The sequence below is a fragment of the Enterobacter cloacae complex sp. ECL411 genome (genome assembly GCF_021869665.1).
Taxonomy (GTDB): Bacteria; Pseudomonadota; Gammaproteobacteria; order Enterobacterales; family Enterobacteriaceae; genus Enterobacter; species Enterobacter intestinihominis.
The window spans coordinates 756876-779767 of the sequence record NZ_CP091486.1 but is presented as its reverse complement, the minus strand read 5'-3'; the positions used below and the strand labels follow the sequence as shown (position 1 = coordinate 779767).

Here is a 22892-nt window from a genome sequence, read left to right as displayed (position 1 = left end):
CGGCGCGCTGGGTCAGACCAGCGTGCCGTAAATCGTCAGCAACGCCACAATCACCACCACCACAAACGACGTTTTTTTCGCCATCGAGACGGCAGCTTTAGGCGTTTCGACTTTGTTCGTGTGCGGCTCGCGAGCCAGCGAGAATTGAGCCAGTCGGGTTAAGACCTGATACTGCGCGGTATGGCGGTCTGCAAGGGAGGCAAACCACGCTGGCAACGCCTTTTCACCGTGACCGATGAGGGCATAGACCACGCCGACCAGTCGCACCGGAAGCCAGTCGAGCACGTGCAGAATGGCATCAATGCCGGACTGGAGACGTTCATGCGGCGTAAGATAGCGGGCAAGCCAGGTCTGCCAGGCGCGCAGAAAAGCATAGCCCATCAGCAGTACTGGTCCCCATGGACCGCCCACCACAAACCAGAACAGCGGCGCCAGGTAGTAACGGAAGTTAATCCACAGCAGCGCGTTTTGTAGCTCGCGCAGAAATTCGCGTTCATCGCAGTCCGGCGGTACGCCGTGGATCATCGTCAGCTCGCTCGCCATCGCGCCGCGCGCGTGGACATCATCCCGGGAAGCAGCTTTCAGATACGCGTGATAGTGCAAACGCACCTTGCCCGCGCCAATACACAACACGCCCAGCAGTATCCATACCACCAGCAGCGGCACGTTGAAAAAGAGGCCGTAAAGTGAGCGTAGCAACAGGAACGTAATCACCATCACACCTGCCGTCATAAGCAGCGTGCGTAGCATAGAAAAATGCTTGATCCGGCGGAATAATACTTCCAGCCGATGATCCAGATGCCAGTGCTCGCCGAGTTTAAACAGGCGTTCGGCGATCATAACCAGCAGCATGGTAAACAACGTCATGTTATCTCCTTATCTGACGACGTGGTAAGCATGGCGTGAAACCGGGACCAGTCAAACGCCGGGCCGGGGTCGGTTTTTCTTTCGGGGGCGATGTCGCTGTGCCCCGTAATATTGTCTGCAATGGCGGGATAAAGCCCCACTAAAGTTTGCGTCACAGCAACCAGTTTCTGATATTGCGCATCGGTGTAAGGCGTGGTGTCCGTTCCTTCCAGTTCAATTCCAATGGAGAAATCATTGCACCGCTCGCGCCCCTGATACATCGACACGCCGGCATGCCAGGCTCGCTTATCAAAAGGAACATACTGAACCACTTCGCCATCACGGCGGATCAGGCAGTGCGCCGATACGCGCAAATGCGCAATCTCAGCAAAGTAAGGATGAGCATCGGGATCTATCGTTCCTGTGAATAACGCGTCGATCCACGGACCGCCAAACTCACCTGGCGGGAGACTTATGTTGTGAACCACCAGCAGTGTGGGCTTTTCATCCTCCGGGCGGCAATCGTGGTGCGGCGACGGTACATGTCGCGCGTCCACCAGCCATCCGTTTTCTAACAACATGCTGGAACTCCTTATCTATGGTGCTGTTACTCGGTTCAGAGTAGCATGTTTCAATATTATGATTCGTTACCAATTTGGAGTTTTATCATGCCGCCTCGCCGCTATAACCCCGACCACCGACGTGACGCGCTTCTGGAACGTATTAATAGTGATATCCCGGCAAGCGTTGCCCATGCCCTGAGAGAAGACCTCGGCGGTGACGTCAGCGCCGATAACGATATTACCGCCCAATTGTTGCCAAAAGAGACACGGTCGCACGCGGTAGTCATCACCCGCGAAGCGGGGGTTTTCTGCGGTAAACGCTGGGTTGAGGAGGTCTTTACCCAGCTGGCGGGCGACGAGGTGCAGGTAACATGGCACGTTGAGGACGGAGATGCGGTCACGGCAAATCAGCCACTGTTCGAGCTGGACGGCCCGTCCCGCGTCTTGCTGACCGGTGAACGCACCGCGCTCAATTTTGTGCAAACGCTCTCTGGCGTTGCCAGTGAAGTACGCCGCTACGTTGACCTGCTGGCAGGCACCCGCACGCAGCTGCTGGATACCCGTAAAACCCTGCCGGGCCTGCGCACCGCGCTGAAATACGCCGTGCTCTGCGGCGGTGGCGCCAACCATCGTCTGGGGCTATCCGATGCCTTCCTGATCAAAGAGAACCACATTATTGCCTCTGGCTCGGTACGTCAGGCCGTGGAAAAAGCCTTCTGGCTGCATCCGGATGTGCCGGTTGAGGTGGAAGTGGAAACGCTGGATGAGCTGGACGAGGCCATTAAAGCGGGGGCTGACATCATCATGCTCGATAACTTCGACACGGAGCAGATGCGTGAAGCGGTCAAACGCACAAACGGCCAGGCGCAGCTTGAGGTGTCCGGCAACGTGACGTTCGACACCCTCCGCGAATTTGCTGAAACCGGCGTCGATTATATCTCCGTTGGCGCCCTGACCAAGCACGTACGTGCCCTGGACCTCTCGATGCGCTTCAAATAACTGATCTTCCCCTCTCCCCCGGAGAGGGGAAATACGAAACCGCTCGCAATTACGCTGTCCTTCTCTGCAACACTGAATCATTTCCCTGAAAGCCCTTTCACGTTCGCGCTTTTGCCCCTCGTTTCTGCGCGCCGGTACTGCCACAGTAGCGCCACTTAACGTAAGGAGCAGATATGAACAGACAACAAGGATTTACCCTGATTGAGCTAATGGTGGTCATTGGCATTATTGCCATCCTGAGCGCGATTGGCATCCCGGCTTATCAGAACTACCTGCGAAAAGCAGCGCTCACCGATATGCTGCAAACGTTCATCCCCTACCGCACCGCTATTGAGCTTTGCGCCCTGGATCGTGGTGGTGTGGATCGCTGCGACGCAGGAACCAATGGCATCCCCTCCCCGACAACCACGCGTTACGTTTCAGCGATGAGCGTGGCGAAGGGGGTCGTATCGTTAACAGGGCAGGAAAGCCTTAACGGACTTGAAGTGCTCATGACACCGATCTGGAGCGACGGTAACGGTATGACGGGCTGGACGCGTGCCTGCAACATTGCGTCCGACACGGCGCTCAGACAAGCCTGTGAAGATGTTTTCCGCTTCGACAACAACTGACAGGAGTGGACAATGAACACCGAACAGCTTATGACGCTCTGTCAGCGCCATCACGCACTGCTACTCGCAAGCGACACCGAGATGATCAGCATTGCGGTGGTGGGTAATCCTGCCTCTGAGCTGATGGAAGCGTTACGCTTCGCCACGCAGAAACGTATTGATATTGAGTGCTGGACGGCCGAACGGATGGAAAAACGGCTTCAGTCCCTCTCATCATCACACCTGCCGGGAATAGCGCCAAACTCAGCCGCTGACGTGCTCAGTACAACGTTGCAGCAGGCAGTGAACCAGCGGGCTTCTGACATCCATATTGAACCGACGGAGCACGGCTACCAGATCCGTTTGCGAATCGACGGTGTTCTCTACCCGCAACCGCCGGTTTCCGCCGCCCTCGGTACGACGCTTGCCGCACGCCTGAAGGTGCTGGGCCAACTGGATATTGCGGAGCGCCGCCTGCCGCAGGACGGTCAGTTTACGGTGGAGCTGGCAAGCGTCCCCGTCTCTTTTCGTATCGCAACCCTTCCCTGTAGCGGTGGAGAAAAAATCGTGCTTCGTCTGCTTCACCAGGTACAGCAGGCTCTGGAGCTTGAACTGCTGGGGATGAGTGCAGACCAGCAGGCCCGTTTTTCCGGGGCGCTTAACAGCCCTCAGGGGTTGATTCTGGTCACCGGCCCGACCGGTAGCGGGAAAACGGTGACGCTGTACAGTGCGTTACAGGCGCGAAATACCCCTGACGTTAATATTTGCAGCGTGGAAGATCCCGTTGAAATCCCGCTTGCAGGCTTAAACCAGACGCAGATTAATCCGCGCGCGGGGCTGACCTTCCAGAGCGTGCTGCGTGCCCTGCTCAGGCAGGATCCTGACATCATTATGGTGGGTGAAATTCGTGACGGCGAAACGGCAGAAATTGCCATTAAGGCGGCGCAAACCGGGCATCTGGTGCTGTCCACCCTTCATACTAATTCGACGACTGAAACGCTGGTACGGTTGCAACAGATGGGCGTCGCGCGCTGGATGATCTCTTCGGCGCTCTCGATGGTGATTGCCCAGCGGCTGGTGCGTCGTTTATGCCCGTACTGCCGACAGGAAGCCAGCCGCCACACCGAATTACCTCGCACGCTGTGGCCCCGGCCGCTTCCTCGCTGGCAACCCACCGGTTGCGAGCGCTGCTACCACGGTTTTTATGGTCGCGTAGCCATTTTTGAAGTGCTCGTCATCGACGACACGCTGCGGCAGGCCATCGCCAGCGGAGCAAGCACGGAGGTGATTGGGTCAAGCGCTCGTCAGGCGGGAATGACCTCTTTGTTTGAGCACGGCTGCATGACCGTAGAGCAAGGGCTGACTACGCTCGAAGAGCTGTTACGCGTCCTGGGAATGCCCGATGGCTGCTAATTCGCTCTGGCGCTGGCGTGCCCTGACCACCGAGGGGGAGGTGCAAACCGGCACCCTCTGGGCCATCGACCGTAACGCAGCTTACACGGCTCTGGTGCTTAAACAGCTGCACCCGCTGGCGCTAAAACGCTGCCAGCAGCGACACCGATGGCAGGTGCAACACTGCTACGATATTTTTCGCCAGCTCGCCACGCTGCTACAGGCCGGACTCACGCTGTCCCAAAGCCTGCACATGCTGGCGGAACAGCATCCTTTGAAGCACTGGCAGGCGCTGCTGCACAGTCTTGCTGATGACCTGAGCGAAGGTTGCGCCCTGTCAGAGGCCATGAAGAAATGGCCAGAGGTGTTTAGCCCCCTTTATGTCTCGATGGTGAAGACGGGTGAGCTGACGGGTAAGCTCGAAGCCTGCTGCCGTCAGCTTGCGCTGCAGCAAAAATCCCAGCAGCAGCTCAGTGCAAAGGTGAAGAAAGCGCTGCGCTATCCGCTGATCATCCTGACGCTGGCCGTTTTCGTGGTGCTGGCGATGGTCACGCTGGTGTTGCCTGAGTTTGCTGCAATCTACAAAACGTTCAACACCCCGCTCCCTTTGCTCACGCAGGCAGTCATGGGGCTGGCGGCCCTGGTTCAGGCGCATATGCTCACCCTTTTGGCCCTGCTCGTGGCAATGGTTGTCATCGCCTGTAAGCTGCGGCGGCATCCGCGCTGGCAGTATGTCTTATTACACGTACCGGTGATGGGCACGCTGATGCGTGGGCAAAAACTGGGGCAAATTTTTACCGTGCTGTCATTAACCCAGCAGGCTGGAATTGCTTTTTTACAAGGAGTGGAGAGTGTGGAGGAGACCGTTGAGAGTGGCTATTGGCAGGAGAAACTCCGTGAGATACGCAGCGATATCGAACAGGGGATGCCCGTGTGGTCCTCCTTCCAGAAGGCCTCTGTTTTTACACCACTGTGTATTCAGCTCATTCGCACCGGAGAAGTGTCGGGTTCACTGGATGTGATGCTGATGAATCTGGCCCGCCATCATACGGAACAGACATTTCAGCAGGCAGACAATCTGGCGGCGCTTCTTGAGCCTTTGCTACTGGTCGTGACAGGTCTGATTATTGGCACGCTGGTGGTGGCGATGTATCTGCCAATTTTCCATCTGGGGGATGCAATGAGCGCGGGGTAATGCTGGCGCACGGACGCGCGCCAGCCGTAGCCGTCAGAGGCTATTAAATACACGGTTTTCCTGCTCCTGAACGCGGATAAACGTCGTGCGTTTCGTCAGCTCTTTCAGGCGGGAAGCCCCAACGTAGGTGCAGGCAGAACGCAGACCGCCGAGGATATCGCGCGCCGTGTTTTCGACCGGGCCACGCAGTGGCAGCTTAACGGTTTTGCCTTCCGCCGCACGGTATTTCGCGACACCACCCACGTGACGGGTCATCGCAGATTCAGAGCTCATTCCGTAGAACAGCATGAATTTCTCACCGTTCTCTTCCACCACGGTACCGCCGCTCTCTTCGTGGCCGGCCAGCATGCCGCCGAGCATCACGAAGTCCGCGCCGCCGCCGAAGGCTTTCGCCACATCGCCTGGCATGGTGCAGCCACCGTCGCTGATGATCTGGCCGCCCAGACCGTGCGCGGCGTCAGCGCATTCAATTACCGCAGACAGCTGCGGATAACCCACACCGGTTTTCACGCGCGTGGTGCAAACGGACCCCGGGCCAATGCCTACTTTCACAATGTCGGCCCCGGAGAGGATCAGCTCTTCACACATTTCACCGGTCACCACGTTGCCCGCGATGATGGTTTTGGTTGGCCAGGCTTCACGCGCCTTGCTGACGAACTGGACGAAATGCTCGGAATAACCATTTGCCACGTCAATGCAGACAAAATTCAGCGCCGGATTGGCGTTCAGGATCTGTTTGGTTTTCTCAAAATCTGCATCAGACGTACCGGTCGAGACCATCACATGCTTCACCACGTCAGCCGAGGCGGAGGCGACAAACGCATTCCACTCCTCAGGGCTGTAGTGTTTATGTACCGCAGTAAGGATGTCGAATTGCGCCAGCGCGGTCGCCATCTCGAAGGTCCCGACGGTGTCCATGTTGGCCGCGATAATCGGCACGCCAGACCACGTCTGACCGGAATGCTTAAAGGTGAATTGACGTTCGAGTTCAACGTCTGAGCGACTTTTCAGTGTAGAGCGTTTAGGGCGGATAAGAACGTCTTTGAAACCTAACTTCAGATCTTCTTCAATACGCATGTGCGGATTCCTGGGGTTAGAGGCAAATATATTAAAAGCACAACTCCAGTGACGCTATCATACGCACTAATACCTGCTCCGCAAGACTGCGAAATTCTCTTTTTTTACGCTACAATCCTATAAATTTACCTGGTAAAAAGCGGGTAAAGAGAGCTAAACATTGGCTGTTGTAAGTTTGAATTTTAAGCAACTGATTTTAAAACTGAATAATTCCCAGGATCTGATTTAATGGGGTATATCGTCGCATTAACCGGCGGCATCGGTAGTGGTAAAAGCACCGTTGCGCACGCGTTTGCTCGTCTCGGCATCACGATTATCGACGCCGATATCATTGCCCGTCAGGTGGTAGAACCCAATACACCCGCCTTAAACGCCATCGAAGCGCATTTTGGTCGCCGTGTGATACAGGCTGACGGCACCCTGAATCGTCGGCAGCTGCGTGAGTGCATATTTTCCGATCCGGCGGAAAAAGCCTGGCTTAATGCCCTGCTCCACCCCATTATCCACCATGAAACTCAGCGTCAGATTGCCGCAGCCAGTTCGCCCTATGTGTTGTGGGTGATCCCGTTACTGGTGGAAAATCAGCTACAGAATAAGGCGGACAGAACGCTGGTGATTGACGTTTCCCGCGAAACGCAAATCCAGAGAACCATGGCGCGTGACCATGTTTCACGCGAGCATGCTGAACAAATTCTTGCCGCACAGGCCACGCGCGAAGCGCGCCTCGCCGTTGCGGATGATGTTATTGATAATAACGGCGCACCAGATGCCATTGCATCGGATGTTGCTCGTCTGCACGCGAAGTATCTGACCTTCGCCGCGCAGGCCGTTGCACAGGAAAAACCATAATGTCGACTCATATCCTTTTTGAGCATCCGCTTAACGAAAAAATGCGTACCTGGCTACGCATAGAATTTCTTATTCAACAACTTTCACAACATCTGCCCGTCAACGATCATGCCACCGCGCTGCATTTTTTCCGCAACGTGGGCGATCTGCTGGATGTGATTGAACGCGGCGATGTCCGCACTGAGCTGTTGAAAGAGCTGGAGCGCCAGCAGCGTAAATTACAGGCCTGGGCCGAAGTACCGGGCGTAGATAAAAGTCGAATTGACGCTTTACGCCAGCAGCTAAAAAACAGCAGCGCGACGCTGATGGCCGCGCCGCGCGTTGGACAATTTTTACGCGAGGACCGTCTGATTGCGCTGGTGCGTCAGCGTCTGAGCATACCGGGCGGTTGCTGTAGCTTTGACCTTCCAACGCTGCATATGTGGCTGCACATGCCGCAGGAACAGCGCGATCGCCAGGTAAACAGCTGGATGGGCAGTCTGGAGCCGATGAATCAAACGTTATCCCTGATCCTCGATCTTGTGCGTCACTCTGCCCCGTTCCGCAAGCAGACCAGTCTCAACGGTTTTTATCAGGATAACGGCGACGACGCCGATCTTCTGCGTTTGAATCTCTCTCTTGGCGAGCAGCTTTACCCGCAAATTTCCGGACATAAAAGCCGTTTCGCGATCCGCTTTATGCCGCTGGACAGTGAGCATGGCACCGTGCCGGAACGCCTCGATTTTGAACTGGCCTGTTGTTAAGGAGTGCCGATGTCTGACGTAACCACCGTAAACTGCCCAACCTGTGGGAAAACTGTCGTCTGGGGAGAAGTGAGTCCATTTCGCCCATTCTGCTGCAAACGCTGTCAACTTATAGACCTGGGCGAATGGGCGGCGGAAGAGAAACGCATTCCGAGCGAAGGCGATCTCTCGGATAGCGATGACTGGAGCGAAAACCAGCAGTAACGTTCAAAGCCTGCTGGCGCTTCGCTTAGCAGGCCTACGGTTGTGCAACCAGCCGGAGGATCACAGGCTCATTGGCAGGCGGGAATTTTTCCGCATCGCTGGCCTGAAGCTCAATCCAGTTACCCGGCTGCCCCTCTTTTCCCCATGGCTCACCTTCCCAGTTTTCCACCAGCCAGAACCAGAGCGTGATGTGCCTGTCCGGAAACTGGTACTCCAGCTTATCGAATAGCGTTGCGTCAAGCGGGGTGATCCCCACCTCTTCCTGAAGCTCACGCACCAGCGCCTGCTCCGGCGTTTCACCTGATTCGATTTTCCCGCCGGGGAATTCCCATTTGTTGGCCATATGCGCATCGGCGGCACGTTGGGTAATGAAGATCTGGTTTTGCGGGTTGCGAATGATCCCGACAGCAATTTGCAGTGTTTTCATCATGTCACGTCCATAAAAAAGGCGCAGATATCTGCGCCTTTTCGGTTTGTTATGTTCTTAGCTCAGGCGGCCGTGGCACGCCTTGTATTTTTTGCCGGAACCGCATGGGCACGGATCGTTACGACCGACTTTACGATCGCCCGTCTGCGCTGCGATTGCCGCTGCGGCTTCGCTCTCATCGGTCTGATGACTCAGCTGCTGCATCTGTGCCAGACGCTCAGCTTCTTCACGACGCTGCTGCTCCATCGCTTCCACTTCTTCCGGCATACGCACCTGAACTTTGCTCAGAGTGCTGATGACTTCATACTTCAGCGACTCCAGCATGGCAGCAAACATGGAGAAGGATTCACGCTTGTACTCCTGCTTCGGATCTTTCTGCGCATAACCACGCAGGTGGATACCCTGACGCAGGTAGTCCATCGCCGCCAGGTGCTCTTTCCACAGGGAGTCCAGGGTCTGCAACATTACGCCTTTCTCGAAGTGACGCATCATCTCAGCGCCAACCACTTCTTCCTTACGCTTGTAGACGTCCAGCGCGGTTTCGTAGATACGCTCGCGCAGGGTCTCTTCGTGCAGCTCAGGCTCTTTGTCCAGCCACTCTTTGATTGGCAGTTCGAGGTCGAAGTCGTTTTTCAGACGTTCCTGCAGGCCTTCGATATCCCACATCTCTTCCAGAGACTGCGGTGGAATGTGCGCGTCGATAGTGGCTTTGAACACATCTTCGCGAATGCTGTTAATGGTTTCGCTCACGTCGGACACGTCCAGCAGTTCGTTACGCTGGGTATAGATTGCACGACGCTGGTCGTTGGCAACGTCATCATATTCCAGCAGCTGCTTACGAATGTCGAAGTTGCGGCTTTCTACTTTACGCTGGGCGTTGGCAATCGCTTTGGTAACCCACGGGTGCTCGATCGCTTCGCCAGGTTTCATGCCCAGTTTACGCATCATGCCGGACACACGGTCAGAGGCGAAAATACGCATCAGCGCATCTTCCATGGACAGATAGAAGCGGGAAGAACCGGCATCACCCTGACGGCCCGCACGACCGCGCAGCTGGTTATCGATACGACGAGATTCATGACGCTCGGTACCAATGATGTGCAGACCACCGGATGCCAGCACCGCGTCGTGACGCACCTGCCAGTCGGCTTTTATCTGCGCGATTTGCTCCGGGGTTGGGTTTTCCAGCTCGGCCACTTCGGCCTGCCAGCTACCGCCGAGCATAATATCGGTACCACGACCCGCCATGTTGGTAGCGATGGTTACGGCAGCCGGGTAACCCGCCTGCGCAACGATATCTGCTTCTTTAGCGTGGAACTTGGCGTTCAGCACGTTGTGCTTGATGCCCGCCTTGGTCAGCTCGTTAGACACCACTTCAGATTTCTCGATGGAGATGGTCCCCACCAGAACCGGCTGGCCCTTCGCGGTACGATCGCGAATATCTTCGATGATCGCCTGGATTTTTTCCGCTTCGGTCATGTACACCAGGTCCGGCATATCCTTACGGATCATTGGACGGTTGGTTGGTACTACCACGGTATCCAGCTTATAGATGGAGCTAAACTCAAACGCTTCGGTATCTGCGGTACCGGTCATCCCCGCCAGCTTCTCGTACAGACGGAAGTAGTTCTGGAAGGTGATAGACGCCAGCGTCTGGTTTTCGTTCTGAATATCCACGCCTTCTTTCGCTTCCACGGCCTGGTGCAGACCATCGGACCAGCGACGTCCCTGCATGGTACGACCGGTGTGTTCATCGACGATGATGACTTCACCGTCTTTAACGATGTAGTCAACGTCGCGGGTGAACAGGGCGTGCGCGCGCAGTGCAGCCGTTACGTGGTGCATCAGCATGATGTTGCTCGGGGAGTACAGAGACTCGCCCTCTTCCATAATGCCTTCAGCCACCAGCAGCTCTTCGATTTTCACCAGGCCGCGTTCGGTCAGGTTGACCTGACGCGCTTTTTCATCCACGGAGAAGTGACCTTCACCCTGGAAAGTATCGGAGTCTTCTTTCTCCTGACGCAGCAGGTGTGGAATGATTTTGTCGACTTTACGGTACATCTCGGAGCTGTCTTCGGCCGGGCCGGAGATGATCAGCGGGGTACGCGCTTCATCGATCAGAATGGAGTCAACCTCATCCACCAGCGCATAGTGCAGTTTACGCTGGACGCGCTCTTCAGGGCTGAACGCCATGTTGTCACGCAGGTAGTCGAAGCCGTATTCGTTGTTGGTGCCGTAGGTGATGTCCGCGTTGTAGGCTTCACGCTTCGCAGGTGCCGGCAGGCCGGACATGTTAATGCCCACGGTCATGCCGAGGAATTCGAACAGTGGACGGTTATTTTCGGCGTCGCGTTGCGCCAGATAGTCGTTGACGGTAACAACGTGAACGCCCTTACCCGTCAGCGCATTCAGGTAAGCCGGCAGCGTTGCAGTCAGGGTTTTACCTTCACCGGTACGCATTTCCGCGATGCAGCGCTCGTTGAGCACCATCCCGCCCAGCAGCTGCACGTCGAAGTGACGCATGCCGAACACGCGTTTACTGGCCTCACGTACTACGGCAAAGGCTTCCGGGATCAGGCTTTCTAAGGTTTCGCCTTTCTCCAGACGCGCACGGAACTCCGCGGTTTTTGCTTTCAGTTCATCATCAGAGAGCTTCTCCATCGCCGGTTCCATACCGTTGATGACGTTCACAGCTTTGCGCATGCGGCGCAGGGTACGATCGTTACGACTACCAAAAACTTTGGTTAATAATTTGATTAGCATAATAAATTCTCAAACGCCCCAGTCGGGCAGATAAATTAAGGTATTGAAAAAGGGTTAATTTAGCTGAGGCGTTGAGGCCCGGCACGGATGCCGTGAACCTGGCTAATCCAGGTCGAAACAGAGAAGGATGCGGGGGAAACAAAAGCAGTTTGCGCCGTCTGACTCACGGTCACAGGCGGCTGGTTGTCCTGCGTCAGAAGCGCATTGAGCGTATCGAGCAGAGCAAGGTGCTGAGCCTGGACCGGCAGCGTTTCTTCAGCAACAGGCATCGTCTGCGGCGCCATCGCGAACGACAGATGGCGAATAACCGTGCGAATCGCGTGTTGCTGCCAGTAATCAACGGAGAAATTGGGACGACGGTTGGCTTCAAGCCATGCGAGATTAGTGAAGTTAACCCGCGTGGTGAGATCATGCTTGGTCGTCGTGGAACGTGCTGGCGTTGCCGCGTCTGCGCTGTTGCTGAGCACAGGCAAGCCGAGACTCGCCGCGACCATCCCCAATAAGAGATGCGGCCAGAAGTAACGTCTGCCAAATTGTCGCCAGCGCGTCAGTATTCCGCTCACTTGCTCCACCACGTTCGCCCGCCAGTGCAGGCTGAGTTCAGTTATTCTTTTTTAGCGCCCAGATATTACCACTAAAGCCAATACACGACAGCAGGAATGACACCTTGCAGCAGGTAAAAACGGTCATTAATGCAGCGAACACACCGTTATTTGGCACCCAACACAGGCCAGGGGTGAGAGAGACAAATCCAGAAAGGGCAGAAATAAAAACGACTGGCTTCCCTGGTCGGAGAGAGTACCAGGTGAACCAGTCGCTTTTCTTACGAAACGGCTTTAACCGTTACGCCAGGACCATAGTCGGGGCTTTGAACGCCAGCGGCAGTTCAGCTTCGTCTTCGAAGGTCACATATTCCCAGGCTTCCTGTTTTGCCAGGACGGCCTGCAACAGTTTGTTGTTCAGTGCATGACCGGATTTAAACGCGGTAAAGGCACCAATGATGTTGTGACCACACATGAAGAGGTCGCCGATCGCGTCCAGCATTTTGTGACGAACAAATTCATCTTCAAAACGCAGACCGTCTTCGTTCAGTACGCGATAATCGTCAACAACGATGGCACAATCGAAGCTGCCGCCCAGGCACAGGCCGCGGGATTGCAGATATTCGATATCACGCATAAAGCCGAAGGTACGTGCTCGGCTGATCTGACGCATGAACGCATCCGCAGAGAAGTTCATCGCATAGCGCTGGGTGCTGGAGTCAATCGCCGGATGGTTAAAATCGATGGTGAAGTCCAACGAGAAACCATTGTACGGTTTGAATTCAGCCCATTTGTCGCCATCTTCGACGCGAACGGTCTCTTTAATGCGAACAAATTTCTTCGCGCAGTTCAGTTCTTCGATGCCGGCATCCAGCAACAAATAAACGAACGGAGCAGCACTCCCGTCCATGATCGGGATTTCTGGCGCATCGACTTCAACCATAATGTTGTCGATACCCAGACCCGCCAGGGCGGCGTTCAGGTGCTCTACGGTAGAAATCCGCACGTCATGCTCGTTCACCAGACAAGTACAGAGCATAGTATCACGCACAGATTTGGCATCGGCCGGAAAATCTACCGGTGGATTCAAGTCGGTGCGACGATAGATGACCCCGGTATTGGCCGGCGCAGGGCGTAACGTCAGTGTGACTTTCTTGCCGGTATGTAAACCGACACCCGTCGCCTGAACGATACGTTTAAGTGTCCTTTGTTTGATCATCGTATAATCTCGCCAAATTAACTATCCAACCGAGAGTGTATATCACTAACGGTGGGCCAGTTTAGCACAAAGAGCGCAAATCCCCAAATTCCAGCCAATTCTTAGTCAGCTTGCTTACGCAGGAACGCCGGGATATCCAGATAATCTGGCTCTTTTGCCGTTTGTGGAGTCGGGTCGTTCACCACTTTCGCAGCCGGTTTTTGCTCCTGAGTCAGAGGCGACATACCGTGCTGCTGGTAACGATCCATCACCGGCTGCTGAGTCTGTTTGTTGGTCACGAGGGTGATCTCAGGACGCTTGTCCATACCGATACCGGTGGCCACAACAGTCACACGCAGTTCGTCGTTCATTTCCGGGTCAAGGGACGTACCGATAACAACGGTCGCGTTGTCAGAGGCGAATGCACGGATGGTGTTACCCACGGTTTCGAACTCATCCAGACGCAGGTCAAAGCCAGCGGTAATGTTGACCAGCACGCCGCGCGCGCCAGACAGATCGATATCTTCCAGCAGTGGAGAAGAGATCGCCATTTCAGCGGCTTCTTCCGCACGGTCTTCACCGCTCGCCACGCCAGAGCCCATCATCGCATAGCCCATCTCGGACATCACGGTGCGAACGTCTGCAAAGTCAACGTTCATCAGGCCAGGACGGGTAATCAGTTCAGCAATACCCTGAACCGCGCCTTTCAGCACGTCGTTTGCCGCGCCAAAGGCGTCCAGCAGAGAGATACCGCGACCCAGCACTTTCAGCAGCTTGTCGTTCGGAATGGTAATCAGAGAGTCCACGTGCTTGGACAGCTCGGTGATACCCTGCTCCGCGAAAGCCATACGCTTCTTACCTTCAAAGTTGAAAGGCTTGGTCACGACAGCAACGGTCAGAATACCTAAATCTTTAGCGACTTCCGCCACAACGGGTGCTGCACCGGTACCTGTACCGCCGCCCATACCCGCTGCGATGAAGACCATGTCTGCACCGTCCAGTGCAGCGCGCAGCGCTTCACGATCTTCTTCAGCCGCGTTGCGGCCCACTTCCGGGTTAGCCCCTGCTCCCAGACCTTTGGTGATGCCACCACCGATCTGAATCGTCTGGCCAACAGCCGTTTTACGCAGCGCCTGCGCATCGGTGTTCACCGCGAAGAATTCAACACCTTCGATGCGCTCGCGCACCATGTGCTCTACGGCGTTACCGCCGCCGCCACCGACGCCGATGACTTTAATCACCGCGTCGTTGGTTAATTCCATAGGTTCAAACATAATCTCTCTCTCCGTTGTGCCTGTCGCCCGAGACCGCTAATTCTCTCCGGTCTCTTAAAAAATTAAAATTCTTTTCGCAACCAGGTGTTAAGTCGTTTGACCCACGACCCCACCGAGACGCGTTTTTCCACCTCTGCCTCACCACTTAAATGGGATTCTTTCCCGTAGTGCAGCAGGCCCACCGCCGTTGAATAGTACGGCTCCTGAGCATAATCCGTTAAACCGGTAATATTCAGCGGCGCACCAATACGCACCTGCGTATGGAACACGCGCTGAGCGCAGGCCGCAAGACCTTCAATTTGCGCTGCCCCGCCGGTTAATACAATCCCCGCTGCGAGATGATGTTTCACACCCTGCTGGCGAAGCTGTTCCTGTAACTGCAAAATCTCTTCGTTGACCAGGTTGAGCAGCTCGGTATAACGCGGCTCAATTACCTCTGCCAGCGTCTGGCGTTGCAGGCTGCGCGGCGGTCGACCGCCTACGCTCGGCACTTCAACGCTCTCGTCTTTGCCGACGATAGAGCCCAGCGCGCAACCGTGGCGCACTTTAATCGCCTCTGCATCGCTCGGTGGCGTACCAAAGGCGTAAGCGATATCGCTGGTCACCACATTCCCGGCGTACGGGATCACTTTGGTGTGGCGCAACGCACCGCCGGTATAGACAGCCATGTCCATTGTACCACCACCAATATCGACCACACAGACGCCCAGTTCACGTTCGTCTTCGGTCAGCACGGAATAGCTCGCGGCAAGTCCGGCGAAAATTAGTTGGTCAACTTTCAGGCCACAACGTTCAACGGCTTTTACAATGTTCTTCGCCATATCGTTGTGACATGTGATCAGGTGCACTTTTGCCTGCATACGTACGCCCGACAGACCGACCGGATTCTTGATACCTTCCTGGTAGTCGATCGCGTATTCTTGCGGGATCACATGCAGCACACGGTGCTCGTCGCGAACACGCACGGATTTCGCCGTGTGGACAACGTTCTCAACGTCTTCCTGCGTCACTTCTTCTTCAGAAATCGGCACCATACCGATTTCATTCTGGCAACTGATGTGCTTACCAGAAAGAGCCAGATAGACAGAGGAAATCTGGCAATCTGCCATCAATTCAGCCTGGTCGATGGCGCGCTGAACGCATTTCACCACCGACTCAAGGTCGTTTACCCCACCTTTATCCATACCACGGGAAGGGCAGCTGCCCACGCCAATGATATTGACCATACCGTCGGGCAGAACTTCCCCTACCAAAGCGGCAACCTTCGCGGTGCCAATCTCCAGTCCTACTACCAATTTTCTGTCCGTCGACTTGATCATTGTTGTTCTGCCTGTACCTGTGCCTGATTTTGTTGCTGATTAGGTTCCTCGACCGGAGCCGGCTCCCAACCGACTGCTGCGCCTGAGTCATAGCGCAAATCAACGTAGCTTATCCGTTTGCCATCCGTCTGCGCCTGCTGCTGTAAAACCGGGTAAAGTTCTACAAAACGCGCCAGACGTTTCATTGTGTCGCCGCGGCCAAGATTGAGCTTAATGCCATTCGTTAAGGTCAGCTGCCAGGAACGGCGCGCCGTCATCGCAGCATCTTTTAACGTAAAGCGATCCTTAGCCAGCACCTGCCCCATCTCACGAAAACCCTGCAATACTTCGTTTTCGCTGCCTTCCGGGCCATACAACATCGGTAAATTCTGCTTGTTGACACGATCGCTCGGGACGCTGAACGAATTTCCGTCTACGTCAACCATATGCTGATCATTCCAACGCGCAATCGGCACATATTCAACCAGATGAATCTTCAATTCATCAGGCCATTGCTTTCTGACACTCGCCTGTTTTATCCACGGCAGACGTTCAATCTGGCTCTGGATAATGTTGACGTCCTGCGTCATAAAGGTGCCAGGCGACCCCAGCGCCAGAATTGACTGGCGAATGTCATCGTTACGCGTGTAGTGACGCTCTCCGGTCACTACCAGCTTCGACAGCGGCAACCGCTGTGCGTCTTCCATCCAGCCCAGCACCATCCAGCCGCTGATAAACACGGTGCACAGCACCCCGAGCAGGAAGATAATCCCTGCAAGACGCGTTCCATTACTCCGGCGCGAAGAAGAATATTCTTCTTCGTCATCGCGGTTGCGCGTGTTCAACGCAGCCTGAGACATATCAGCCCGCCTGGTCCAGAATACGTACGACTAATTGCGAGAAGCTCATTCCCGCCTGACGCGCCGCCATCGGCACAAGGCTATGGCTGGTCATACCCGGAGACGTGTTTGCTTCCAGCAGATAAAATTGCCCGTCACCGTCAAGCATCACATCAATTCGTCCCCAGCCTCGGCATCCCAAAACATTCCAGGCTTTAAGCACCAGAGACTGTAATTCCGCTTCACGTTGTGCTTCAAGACCAGCTGGGCAGAAATATTGCGTCTCATCAGAGAGATACTTCGCCTCATAATCATAGAAGACTCCGGCGGGTTGGATGCGAATTGACGGTAAAATTTCTTCACCAAGCATCGCGACGGTAAATTCCGGCCCGCTAAGCCATTTTTCAATCAGAACTTCTTCATCATGTTGAAATGCCAGAGCTAAAGCGTCAGCCAAATCTACAGCTTTATCAACTTTGGACATTCCCACGCTCGACCCTTCACGGCTAGGCTTCACAATAACCGGTAAGCCCAGTGCCGCAATGCGTGTATTAACGCTGTCCGACAAGCCCAATTCAAATTCACGGCGCGTCAGTGCAACCCATGGCGCAACGGGCAGACCCGCCCCCTGCCACAGCAGTTTGCTGCGCAGTTTATCCATGGAGATAGCGGATGCCATCACGCCACTGCCGGTGTACGGCATACCGATCAGCTCCAGCAGCCCCTGCAACGTGCCGTCTTCACCGCCGCGGCCATGCAACGCGATAAAGACTTTATCGAAGCCCATCGCTTTCAGCTGCGTAACGTCCACCTCTTTCGGATCAACCGGATGCGCGTCCACGCCACCTTCACGCAGGCCCGCCAGCACGGCAGCGCCCGAATTCAGAGAAACCTCGCGTTCGGCGGAAGTGCCGCCAAACAGGACAGCAATCTTATCAGCCATGACGCTCGTCCTCCTGAGTTTGCGGCTTCAGTTTGATTTCAGCTAAGGTACGGGCGATTTTGCCGATATTTCCCGCACCCTGAATCAGGATCAGATCGTTACCCGTCAGGACCGGGGCAAGCATTTCAGCTACCTGCACCGGGTCGGGGACCAGGATAGGGTCCACTTTACCGCGTCCGCGGATGGTACGACATAAAGACCGACTGTCCGCGCCCGGAATCGGCGCTTCGCCCGCGGCATAAACATCCAGCATCAGCAGGGTATCGACCTGCGAAAGGACGTTGGCAAAATCGTCATACAGATCGCGGGTACGTGTGTAACGGTGCGGCTGGAAGATCATGACCAGATTCTTTTCCGGCCAACCCGCGCGTGCCGCTTTGATGGTTGCGTCCACCTCCGTCGGATGGTGACCGTAGTCATCGACCAGCATCGCAGAACCTGGCTTACCGTTTACTGGCTCCAGTGGGAACTCACCCAGGAAGTCGAAGCGACGGCCCGTTCCCTGGAAGCTTTCCAGCGCGCGCAGGATCGCCTCATCATCAATGCCTTCTTCCGTTGCAACAGCCACCGCCGCCGCCGCATTCAGGGCATTGTGACGTCCCGGCGCGTTCAGGGTGACATGCAGGAGCTCTTTATCCTGGCGTGCCAGGGTGAAATGCCCCTGCGCACCAATCTGCTTATAATCTTCCACGCGTACATCAGCGTCTTCGCTGAAGCCGTAGGTGGTAATTTGACGCCCGACGCGCGGCAGCAGCTCGCGGATCACCGGGTCGTCCACGCACATCACCGCACGGCCATAGAACGGCAGGTTGTGCAGGAAATTAATAAAGGTCTGCTTTAAGTTCTCGAAGTCGCCCTGGTAGGTATCCATATGGTCAGCTTCGATATTGGTGACGATAGCCACCATCGGCTGCAAATGCAGGAACGACGCGTCGCTTTCATCCGCTTCCGCAATCAGATAACGGCTGTGGCCCAGACGCGCATGCACGCCAGCGGCTTTCACCAGACCACCGTTAACGAACGTTGGGTCGAGACCCGCTTCCGCATAAATGCTGGAGACCATCGCTGTTGTTGTGGTTTTACCGTGCGTACCGGCCACCGCAATGCCGTGACGGAAACGCATCAGTTCCGCCAGCATTTCCGCGCGACGGATCACCGGAATGCGCGCCTCATGCGCCGCAACGATTTCCGGGTTATCCGCGGAGATCGCGCTGGACACTACAACCACGCTCGCATCGCTCACGTTTTCCGGGCGATGATTGAAATAGATAGTCGCCCCCAGCGACGCCAGCTGCTGCGTAACAGGGTTTGGCGCCAGGTCAGACCCGCTGATCTGATAGCCTTCGTTAGCTAACACTTCGGCAATACCGCCCATGCCAGCACCACCGATGCCGACAAAGTGAATGTGCCGGACGCGACGCATCTCGGGCACGATAGAACGCAGTTTTGCCAGTTGTTGTGTATTCATTCTCTAAACGCCATCGACTACTTCAAAAAAATCGTGCAGCGCAACACACGCTGCGAGAATTATGCCTGGGCTGCCAGGCTCACTTCTTTTGCCACCCGTTCCGTTGCATCCGGGATAGCGGTCGCGCGTGCGCGTTGCGCCATCTCCAGTAATACATCCCGGTTCCAGCCCGCCAGGGTAGTGGCGACCGCATCAGCGGTAAATTGTGGCTGCTCAAAAATCTTCGCGGCACCCGCTTTCTCAAGCGGCAGCGCATTCCAGTACTGCTGTCGGTCTTTGTGCTGGAACGGCACAAACAGCGCCGGCAAACCGGCGGCGGCGATTTCGCTCACCGTCAGCGCACCCGAGCGACAGACCACGACATCGGCCCAGGCATAGGCTGCGGCCATATCATCAATAAATTCAGTCACTTTATGCTGCGGCTGACCTTCCTGCGCGTAAGCCTGCTCAACGCTCTGCTGAGCGCCCTTCCCGCTCTGGTGCCAGATGGTCACCGCATCACCCAGTTTTGCCGCAACCTGTGGCATCGTCTGGTTTAAAATACGTGCGCCCTGGGAACCGCCGACAACCAGCACGCGCACCGGCCCTTCTCGGCCCGCCAGACGTGCATCTGGCAGCGGCAGCGCCAGCACGTCCACACGCACCGGGTTCCCTACGACATCCGCTTTCGGGAATGCCCCGGGGAAGGCCTGCATAACTTTGGTGGCGATTTTTGCCAGCCATTTGTTGGTCAACCCGGCAATACCGTTCTGCTCATGCAGAACAACAGGGATGCCCAGTGACCACGCCGCCAGTCCTCCCGGACCGGAAACGTAGCCGCCCATGCCCAGAACGACGTCAGGCTTAAAGCGCTTCATAATGTCGCGCGCCTGACGCCAGGCATTGAAAATGCGCACCGGCGCCAGCAGCAGCGCCTTGATCCCTTTGCCACGAAGGCCAGAAATACGAATAAAGTCGATCTCGATACCGTGTTTAGGTACAAGGTCGGCTTCCATGCGGTCTGCGGTTCCCAGCCAGCGTACCTGCCAGCCCTGTTCCATTAAATGGTGCGCAACCGCCAGTCCCGGGAACACGTGTCCGCCGGTCCCGCCTGCCATCACCATTAACCGCTTCGGTTGATTCATCGTGAACCTCGTGTAAACGCCTGAGCTTTCTCCAGACGCGTTTCATAATCTATGCGTAACAAAAACATGATGGCCGTCGACATGATCAACAGACTCGAACCACCATAACTGATCAACGGCAACGTCAGACCTTTGGTCGGCAGCATACCCGCTGCGGCCCCAACGTTTACCAGTGCCTGGAAGCTAAACCAGATACCAATTGAGCAGGCCAGGAAACCGGAGAAGCGGTGATCGATCTCCAGCGCTTTACGGCCAATCGACATGGCGCGGAAAGCGACGAAGAATACCATTAATAGCGCCAATACCACACCGATATAACCCAGTTCTTCCCCAATAATGGAGAAGATGAAGTCGGTATGCGCCTCCGGTAAATACTCCAGTTTTTGCACCGAGTTGCCCAGGCCTTGGCCCCAGACTTCGCCGCGGCCAAACGCCATCAGCGACTGTGTCAGCTGATAACCGCTGCCGAACGGATCTTCCCATGGGTTCCAGAACGAGGTCACACGGCGGATACGGTATGGTTCGGCGAGGATCAGCAGCACCACCGCCGAAATCCCCATCCCGATGATGGCAATGAACTGCCACAGTTTTGCTCCCGCCAGGAACAGCATCGCCAGCGTAGTGACAAACAGTACGACAACCGTACCGAGGTCGGGCTGCGCCAGCAGCAGGATCGCAAGTACCAGAATCACGCCCATCGGTTTTAAGAAGCCGCGCAGGTTGTTACGAACTTCGTCGACTTTACGCACCAGGTAGTTTGCCAGGTAGCAGAACAACGAAAGCTTGGTGAACTCTGCAGGCTGAATACGCAGCGGACCAAAGGCGATCCAGCGTGATGCCCCGTTAACGGAGCTCCCGACGACCAGAACGATCAACAGCATGATGATTGAGGCGATAAGCATGGCCGTACTGTGCCGCTGCCAGAACGACATCGGCAGGCGTAAGGTGATCATTGCCAGGCAGAACGCGAGAATGATGTACAGCCCGTCACGCTTGGCAAACAGGAACGGATCGTTTGCCAGACGCTGTCCGACAGGCATCGACGCCGAGGTGACCATAATAAAGCCGGTCGCAGCCAGCCCCAGCGTGAGCCAGAACAGCGTGCGGTCGTACATAATCAGGCTGTCGGAATCTTTATCCCGTGAAGCCATCACCCAGCCTTTCAGCGCCGTAAACAGCCATACCAGGATACCAAACCCTGGCAGACGCGGCATTTTCAGGCGAGGGAGAGATAAACGCATCAGCCTAACTCCTTCGCCAGGCGGGTAAAGACATCGCCCCGCTGTTCGAAATTCTTAAATTGATCGAGGCTGGCACAGGCTGGCGAGAGCAGCACCATATCGCCGGGCTTCACGCGGGGGGCGATAAGGCGCATCGCCTGTTCCATGGTCTCGGTTTGTTCGGCGACCTCAGGACGCAACGCCGCAAGCTCGCTGCCATCGCGGCCAAAGCAATAAAGGCGCACGTTATCACCGTTGAGGTACTGCTTCAGCGAGGAGAAATCGGCTGATTTACCGTCGCCGCCCAGCAGCAGATGCAGTGTGCCTTCAACGTGCAGACCGTTCAATGCCGCCTCGGTGCTACCCACATTGGTCGCTTTGGAATCGTTAATCCAGCGTACGCCGTTGTGTTCCAGCGCCAGCTGAAAACGGTGAGCCAGGCCGGTAAAGGTGGTCAGCGCCTTCAGGCTTGAAGATCGCGGCAGGCCAACGGCATCCGCTAGCGCCAGCGCCGCCAGCGCGTTGGTGTAGTTATGCTGGCCGGAGAGCATCATCTCTTTCACGTTCAGCACCTTCTCACCTTTCACCCGCAGCCAGGTTTCGCCCTGCTGGCGGTTAAGGTGATAGTCACCCATGTTAATACCGAAGCTAATGCAGCGATCGTCTGCGCCACGCACCGGCATGGTGAGTGCATCATCGGCATTCACCACGCAGACTTTGGCATTTTCATAGACACGCAGCTTGGCCGCGCGGTACTGCTGCAAGCCGAACGGGTATCTGTCCATATGATCTTCGGTGACATTAAGGATCGTCGCTGCCGCCGCATGCAGGCTTGAAGTGGTTTCCAGCTGGAAGCTGGAAAGCTCAAGTACAAACAGCTCACACCCTTTATCGAGCAGCATCAACGCGGGCAGACCAATGTTACCGCACACGCCGACATTTTTGCCCGCCGCTTTCGCCATCTCACCCACCAGGGTGGTGACGGTGCTTTTACCGTTTGAACCGGTAATGGCAACGATCGGGGCCTGCGCCTCCCGGCAGAACAGTTCGATATCGCCAACAATCTCAACGCCTGCATCCGCCGCGGCACTCAGCGAAGGATGCGCCAGCGCCATGCCCGGGCTGGCAACAATCAGATCGGCGACCAGCAGCCACTCATCATTCAGACCACCCAGGTGGCGTTCAACCTGCTCCGGCAGCTTGTCCAGACCCGGCGGAGAGACGCGCGTATCCATCACGCGCGGCGTCACGCCACGCGCAAGGAAAAAGTCCACGCAGGAGAGGCCGGTAAGGCCCAACCCGATGATAACGACTTTTTTGCCCTGGTAATCTGCCATG

Annotated in this window: 22 protein-coding genes; 7 read left to right on the top strand and 15 right to left on the bottom strand. The window is 55.9% G+C overall.

The window, feature by feature from the left end; genetic code table 11:
• Positions 1 to 12: 12 nt before the first annotated feature.
• Positions 13 to 867 carry a beta-lactamase regulator AmpE gene (gene ampE / locus L3069_RS03725; RefSeq protein WP_022647060.1) on the bottom strand — a complete coding sequence of 285 codons (855 nt, stop codon included), beginning with the start codon at positions 865 to 867 and terminating at the stop codon, positions 13 to 15.
• Positions 864 to 1427, bottom strand: a complete 564-nt coding sequence (gene ampD, locus L3069_RS03720; protein ID WP_022647059.1) for a 1,6-anhydro-N-acetylmuramyl-L-alanine amidase AmpD — start codon at positions 1425 to 1427, stop codon at positions 864 to 866. Before ampD ends, ampE begins: the two co-directional genes overlap by 4 nt.
• A gap of 87 nt (positions 1428 to 1514) precedes the next feature.
• On the opposite strand from ampD, the gene nadC reads away from it, so the two are divergent.
• The 4 genes from nadC to hofC all read left to right on the top strand — a co-directional run bounded on the left by nadC (position 1515) and on the right by hofC (position 5585).
• The gene (gene nadC, locus L3069_RS03715) at positions 1515 to 2408 is read left to right on the top strand and encodes a carboxylating nicotinate-nucleotide diphosphorylase (protein ID WP_022647058.1); all 894 of its coding nucleotides are present in this window, start codon (positions 1515 to 1517) and stop codon (positions 2406 to 2408) included.
• Between the two features lie 173 nt (positions 2409 to 2581).
• Positions 2582 to 3019: a prepilin peptidase-dependent pilin gene (gene ppdD, locus L3069_RS03710; RefSeq protein ID WP_023299332.1), complete on the top strand. Its 438-nt coding sequence runs from the start codon at positions 2582 to 2584 to the stop codon at positions 3017 to 3019.
• Positions 3020 to 3031: 12 nt separating this feature from the next.
• Entirely contained in the window at positions 3032 to 4411 is a 1380-nt protein-coding gene (gspE, locus tag L3069_RS03705) for a type II secretion system protein GspE (RefSeq protein ID WP_038415347.1), read from the top strand.
• Positions 4401 to 5585 carry a protein transport protein HofC gene (hofC, locus tag L3069_RS03700; RefSeq protein ID WP_063135787.1) on the top strand — a complete coding sequence of 395 codons (1185 nt, stop codon included), beginning with the start codon at positions 4401 to 4403 and terminating at the stop codon, positions 5583 to 5585. The genes gspE and hofC overlap by 11 nt, the downstream gene beginning before the upstream one ends.
• Positions 5586 to 5618: 33 nt before the next feature.
• Here the strand turns inward: hofC and L3069_RS03695 are convergent, their stop codons facing one another.
• Positions 5619 to 6662, bottom strand: coding sequence for a GMP reductase (locus tag L3069_RS03695; RefSeq protein ID WP_022647054.1), 1044 nt, complete (start codon positions 6660 to 6662; stop codon positions 5619 to 5621).
• Between the two features lie 228 nt (positions 6663 to 6890).
• On the opposite strand from L3069_RS03695, the gene coaE reads away from it, so the two are divergent.
• The 3 genes from coaE to yacG are packed head-to-tail and all read left to right on the top strand — an operon-like array spanning position 6891 to position 8458.
• A complete protein-coding gene (gene coaE / locus L3069_RS03690; RefSeq protein ID WP_038415344.1) occupies positions 6891 to 7511 on the top strand; it encodes a dephospho-CoA kinase in 621 nt (206 codons plus the stop codon).
• Entirely contained in the window at positions 7511 to 8254 is a 744-nt protein-coding gene (gene zapD, locus L3069_RS03685) for a cell division protein ZapD (protein WP_038415343.1), read from the top strand. Before coaE ends, zapD begins: the two co-directional genes overlap by 1 nt.
• 9 nt (positions 8255 to 8263) lie before the next feature.
• A complete protein-coding gene (yacG, locus tag L3069_RS03680; protein ID WP_003856332.1) occupies positions 8264 to 8458 on the top strand; it encodes a DNA gyrase inhibitor YacG in 195 nt (64 codons plus the stop codon).
• 34 nt (positions 8459 to 8492) lie between these two features.
• Here the strand turns inward: yacG and mutT are convergent, their stop codons facing one another.
• From mutT to murD, 12 genes are all read right to left on the bottom strand, one after another.
• Positions 8493 to 8885 (bottom strand): 8-oxo-dGTP diphosphatase MutT, encoded by a 393-nt coding sequence (gene mutT / locus L3069_RS03675; RefSeq protein WP_032621758.1) that lies wholly within the window; start codon positions 8883 to 8885, stop codon positions 8493 to 8495.
• A 57-nt stretch (positions 8886 to 8942) separates the two neighbouring features.
• Entirely contained in the window at positions 8943 to 11648 is a 2706-nt protein-coding gene (gene secA, locus L3069_RS03670; protein WP_022647050.1) for a preprotein translocase subunit SecA, read from the bottom strand.
• A gap of 59 nt (positions 11649 to 11707) precedes the next feature.
• Positions 11708 to 12211, bottom strand: coding sequence for a secA translation cis-regulator SecM (gene secM, locus L3069_RS03665; protein ID WP_032621757.1), 504 nt, complete (start codon positions 12209 to 12211; stop codon positions 11708 to 11710).
• A 280-nt stretch (positions 12212 to 12491) separates the two neighbouring features.
• A complete protein-coding gene (gene lpxC, locus L3069_RS03660; RefSeq protein WP_003856337.1) occupies positions 12492 to 13409 on the bottom strand; it encodes a UDP-3-O-acyl-N-acetylglucosamine deacetylase in 918 nt (305 codons plus the stop codon).
• A 101-nt stretch (positions 13410 to 13510) separates the two neighbouring features.
• Positions 13511 to 14662 carry a cell division protein FtsZ gene (gene ftsZ / locus L3069_RS03655; RefSeq protein WP_022647048.1) on the bottom strand — a complete coding sequence of 384 codons (1152 nt, stop codon included), beginning with the start codon at positions 14660 to 14662 and terminating at the stop codon, positions 13511 to 13513.
• 62 nt (positions 14663 to 14724) lie between these two features.
• Positions 14725 to 15981, bottom strand: coding sequence for a cell division protein FtsA (gene ftsA / locus L3069_RS03650; RefSeq protein WP_003856340.1), 1257 nt, complete (start codon positions 15979 to 15981; stop codon positions 14725 to 14727).
• Complete coding sequence (gene ftsQ, locus L3069_RS03645) at positions 15978 to 16820, bottom strand: cell division protein FtsQ (protein WP_003856342.1); 843 nt, start codon at positions 16818 to 16820, stop codon at positions 15978 to 15980. Before ftsQ ends, ftsA begins: the two co-directional genes overlap by 4 nt.
• 1 nt (position 16821) lies before the next feature.
• Positions 16822 to 17742, bottom strand: a complete 921-nt coding sequence (locus tag L3069_RS03640; RefSeq protein ID WP_038415341.1) for a D-alanine--D-alanine ligase — start codon at positions 17740 to 17742, stop codon at positions 16822 to 16824.
• A complete protein-coding gene (murC, locus tag L3069_RS03635) occupies positions 17735 to 19210 on the bottom strand; it encodes a UDP-N-acetylmuramate--L-alanine ligase (protein WP_022647046.1) in 1476 nt (491 codons plus the stop codon). Before murC ends, L3069_RS03640 begins: the two co-directional genes overlap by 8 nt.
• Positions 19211 to 19269: 59 nt before the next feature.
• The gene (gene murG / locus L3069_RS03630) at positions 19270 to 20334 is read right to left on the bottom strand and encodes an undecaprenyldiphospho-muramoylpentapeptide beta-N-acetylglucosaminyltransferase (RefSeq protein ID WP_038415340.1); all 1065 of its coding nucleotides are present in this window, start codon (positions 20332 to 20334) and stop codon (positions 19270 to 19272) included.
• Entirely contained in the window at positions 20331 to 21575 is a 1245-nt protein-coding gene (gene ftsW / locus L3069_RS03625; RefSeq protein WP_022647044.1) for a cell division protein FtsW, read from the bottom strand. Before ftsW ends, murG begins: the two co-directional genes overlap by 4 nt.
• A complete protein-coding gene (gene murD / locus L3069_RS03620) occupies positions 21575 to 22891 on the bottom strand; it encodes a UDP-N-acetylmuramoyl-L-alanine--D-glutamate ligase (RefSeq protein WP_038415338.1) in 1317 nt (438 codons plus the stop codon). The genes ftsW and murD overlap by 1 nt, the downstream gene beginning before the upstream one ends.
• Position 22892 lies beyond the last annotated feature (1 nt).

Excerpts from the sequence above, each read along its gene's own strand:
- mutT (WP_032621758.1), bottom strand. The coding sequence starts at position 8,885 with ATGAAAACACTGCAAATTGCTGTCGGGATCATTCGCAACCCGCAAAAC.
- zapD (WP_038415343.1), top strand. The coding sequence starts at position 7,511 with ATGTCGACTCATATCCTTTTTGAGCATCCGCTTAACGAAAAAATGCGT.
- ppdD (WP_023299332.1), top strand. The coding sequence starts at position 2,582 with ATGAACAGACAACAAGGATTTACCCTGATTGAGCTAATGGTGGTCATT.
- coaE (WP_038415344.1), top strand. The coding sequence starts at position 6,891 with ATGGGGTATATCGTCGCATTAACCGGCGGCATCGGTAGTGGTAAAAGC.
- ampD (WP_022647059.1), bottom strand. The coding sequence starts at position 1,427 with ATGTTGTTAGAAAACGGATGGCTGGTGGACGCGCGACATGTACCGTCG.
- hofC (WP_063135787.1), top strand. The coding sequence starts at position 4,401 with ATGGCTGCTAATTCGCTCTGGCGCTGGCGTGCCCTGACCACCGAGGGG.
- nadC (WP_022647058.1), top strand. The coding sequence starts at position 1,515 with ATGCCGCCTCGCCGCTATAACCCCGACCACCGACGTGACGCGCTTCTG.
- murG (WP_038415340.1), bottom strand. The coding sequence starts at position 20,334 with ATGAATCAACCGAAGCGGTTAATGGTGATGGCAGGCGGGACCGGCGGA.
- L3069_RS03695 (WP_022647054.1), bottom strand. The coding sequence starts at position 6,662 with ATGCGTATTGAAGAAGATCTGAAGTTAGGTTTCAAAGACGTTCTTATC.
- gspE (WP_038415347.1), top strand. The coding sequence starts at position 3,032 with ATGAACACCGAACAGCTTATGACGCTCTGTCAGCGCCATCACGCACTG.
- murD (WP_038415338.1), bottom strand. The coding sequence starts at position 22,891 with ATGGCAGATTACCAGGGCAAAAAAGTCGTTATCATCGGGTTGGGCCTT.
- lpxC (WP_003856337.1), bottom strand. The coding sequence starts at position 13,409 with ATGATCAAACAAAGGACACTTAAACGTATCGTTCAGGCGACGGGTGTC.
- ampE (WP_022647060.1), bottom strand. The coding sequence starts at position 867 with ATGACGTTGTTTACCATGCTGCTGGTTATGATCGCCGAACGCCTGTTT.
- yacG (WP_003856332.1), top strand. The coding sequence starts at position 8,264 with ATGTCTGACGTAACCACCGTAAACTGCCCAACCTGTGGGAAAACTGTC.
- ftsA (WP_003856340.1), bottom strand. The coding sequence starts at position 15,981 with ATGATCAAGTCGACGGACAGAAAATTGGTAGTAGGACTGGAGATTGGC.
- ftsQ (WP_003856342.1), bottom strand. The coding sequence starts at position 16,820 with ATGTCTCAGGCTGCGTTGAACACGCGCAACCGCGATGACGAAGAAGAA.
- murC (WP_022647046.1), bottom strand. The coding sequence starts at position 19,210 with ATGAATACACAACAACTGGCAAAACTGCGTTCTATCGTGCCCGAGATG.
- secA (WP_022647050.1), bottom strand. The coding sequence starts at position 11,648 with ATGCTAATCAAATTATTAACCAAAGTTTTTGGTAGTCGTAACGATCGT.
- ftsZ (WP_022647048.1), bottom strand. The coding sequence starts at position 14,662 with ATGTTTGAACCTATGGAATTAACCAACGACGCGGTGATTAAAGTCATC.
- ftsW (WP_022647044.1), bottom strand. The coding sequence starts at position 21,575 with ATGCGTTTATCTCTCCCTCGCCTGAAAATGCCGCGTCTGCCAGGGTTT.
- L3069_RS03640 (WP_038415341.1), bottom strand. The coding sequence starts at position 17,742 with ATGGCTGATAAGATTGCTGTCCTGTTTGGCGGCACTTCCGCCGAACGC.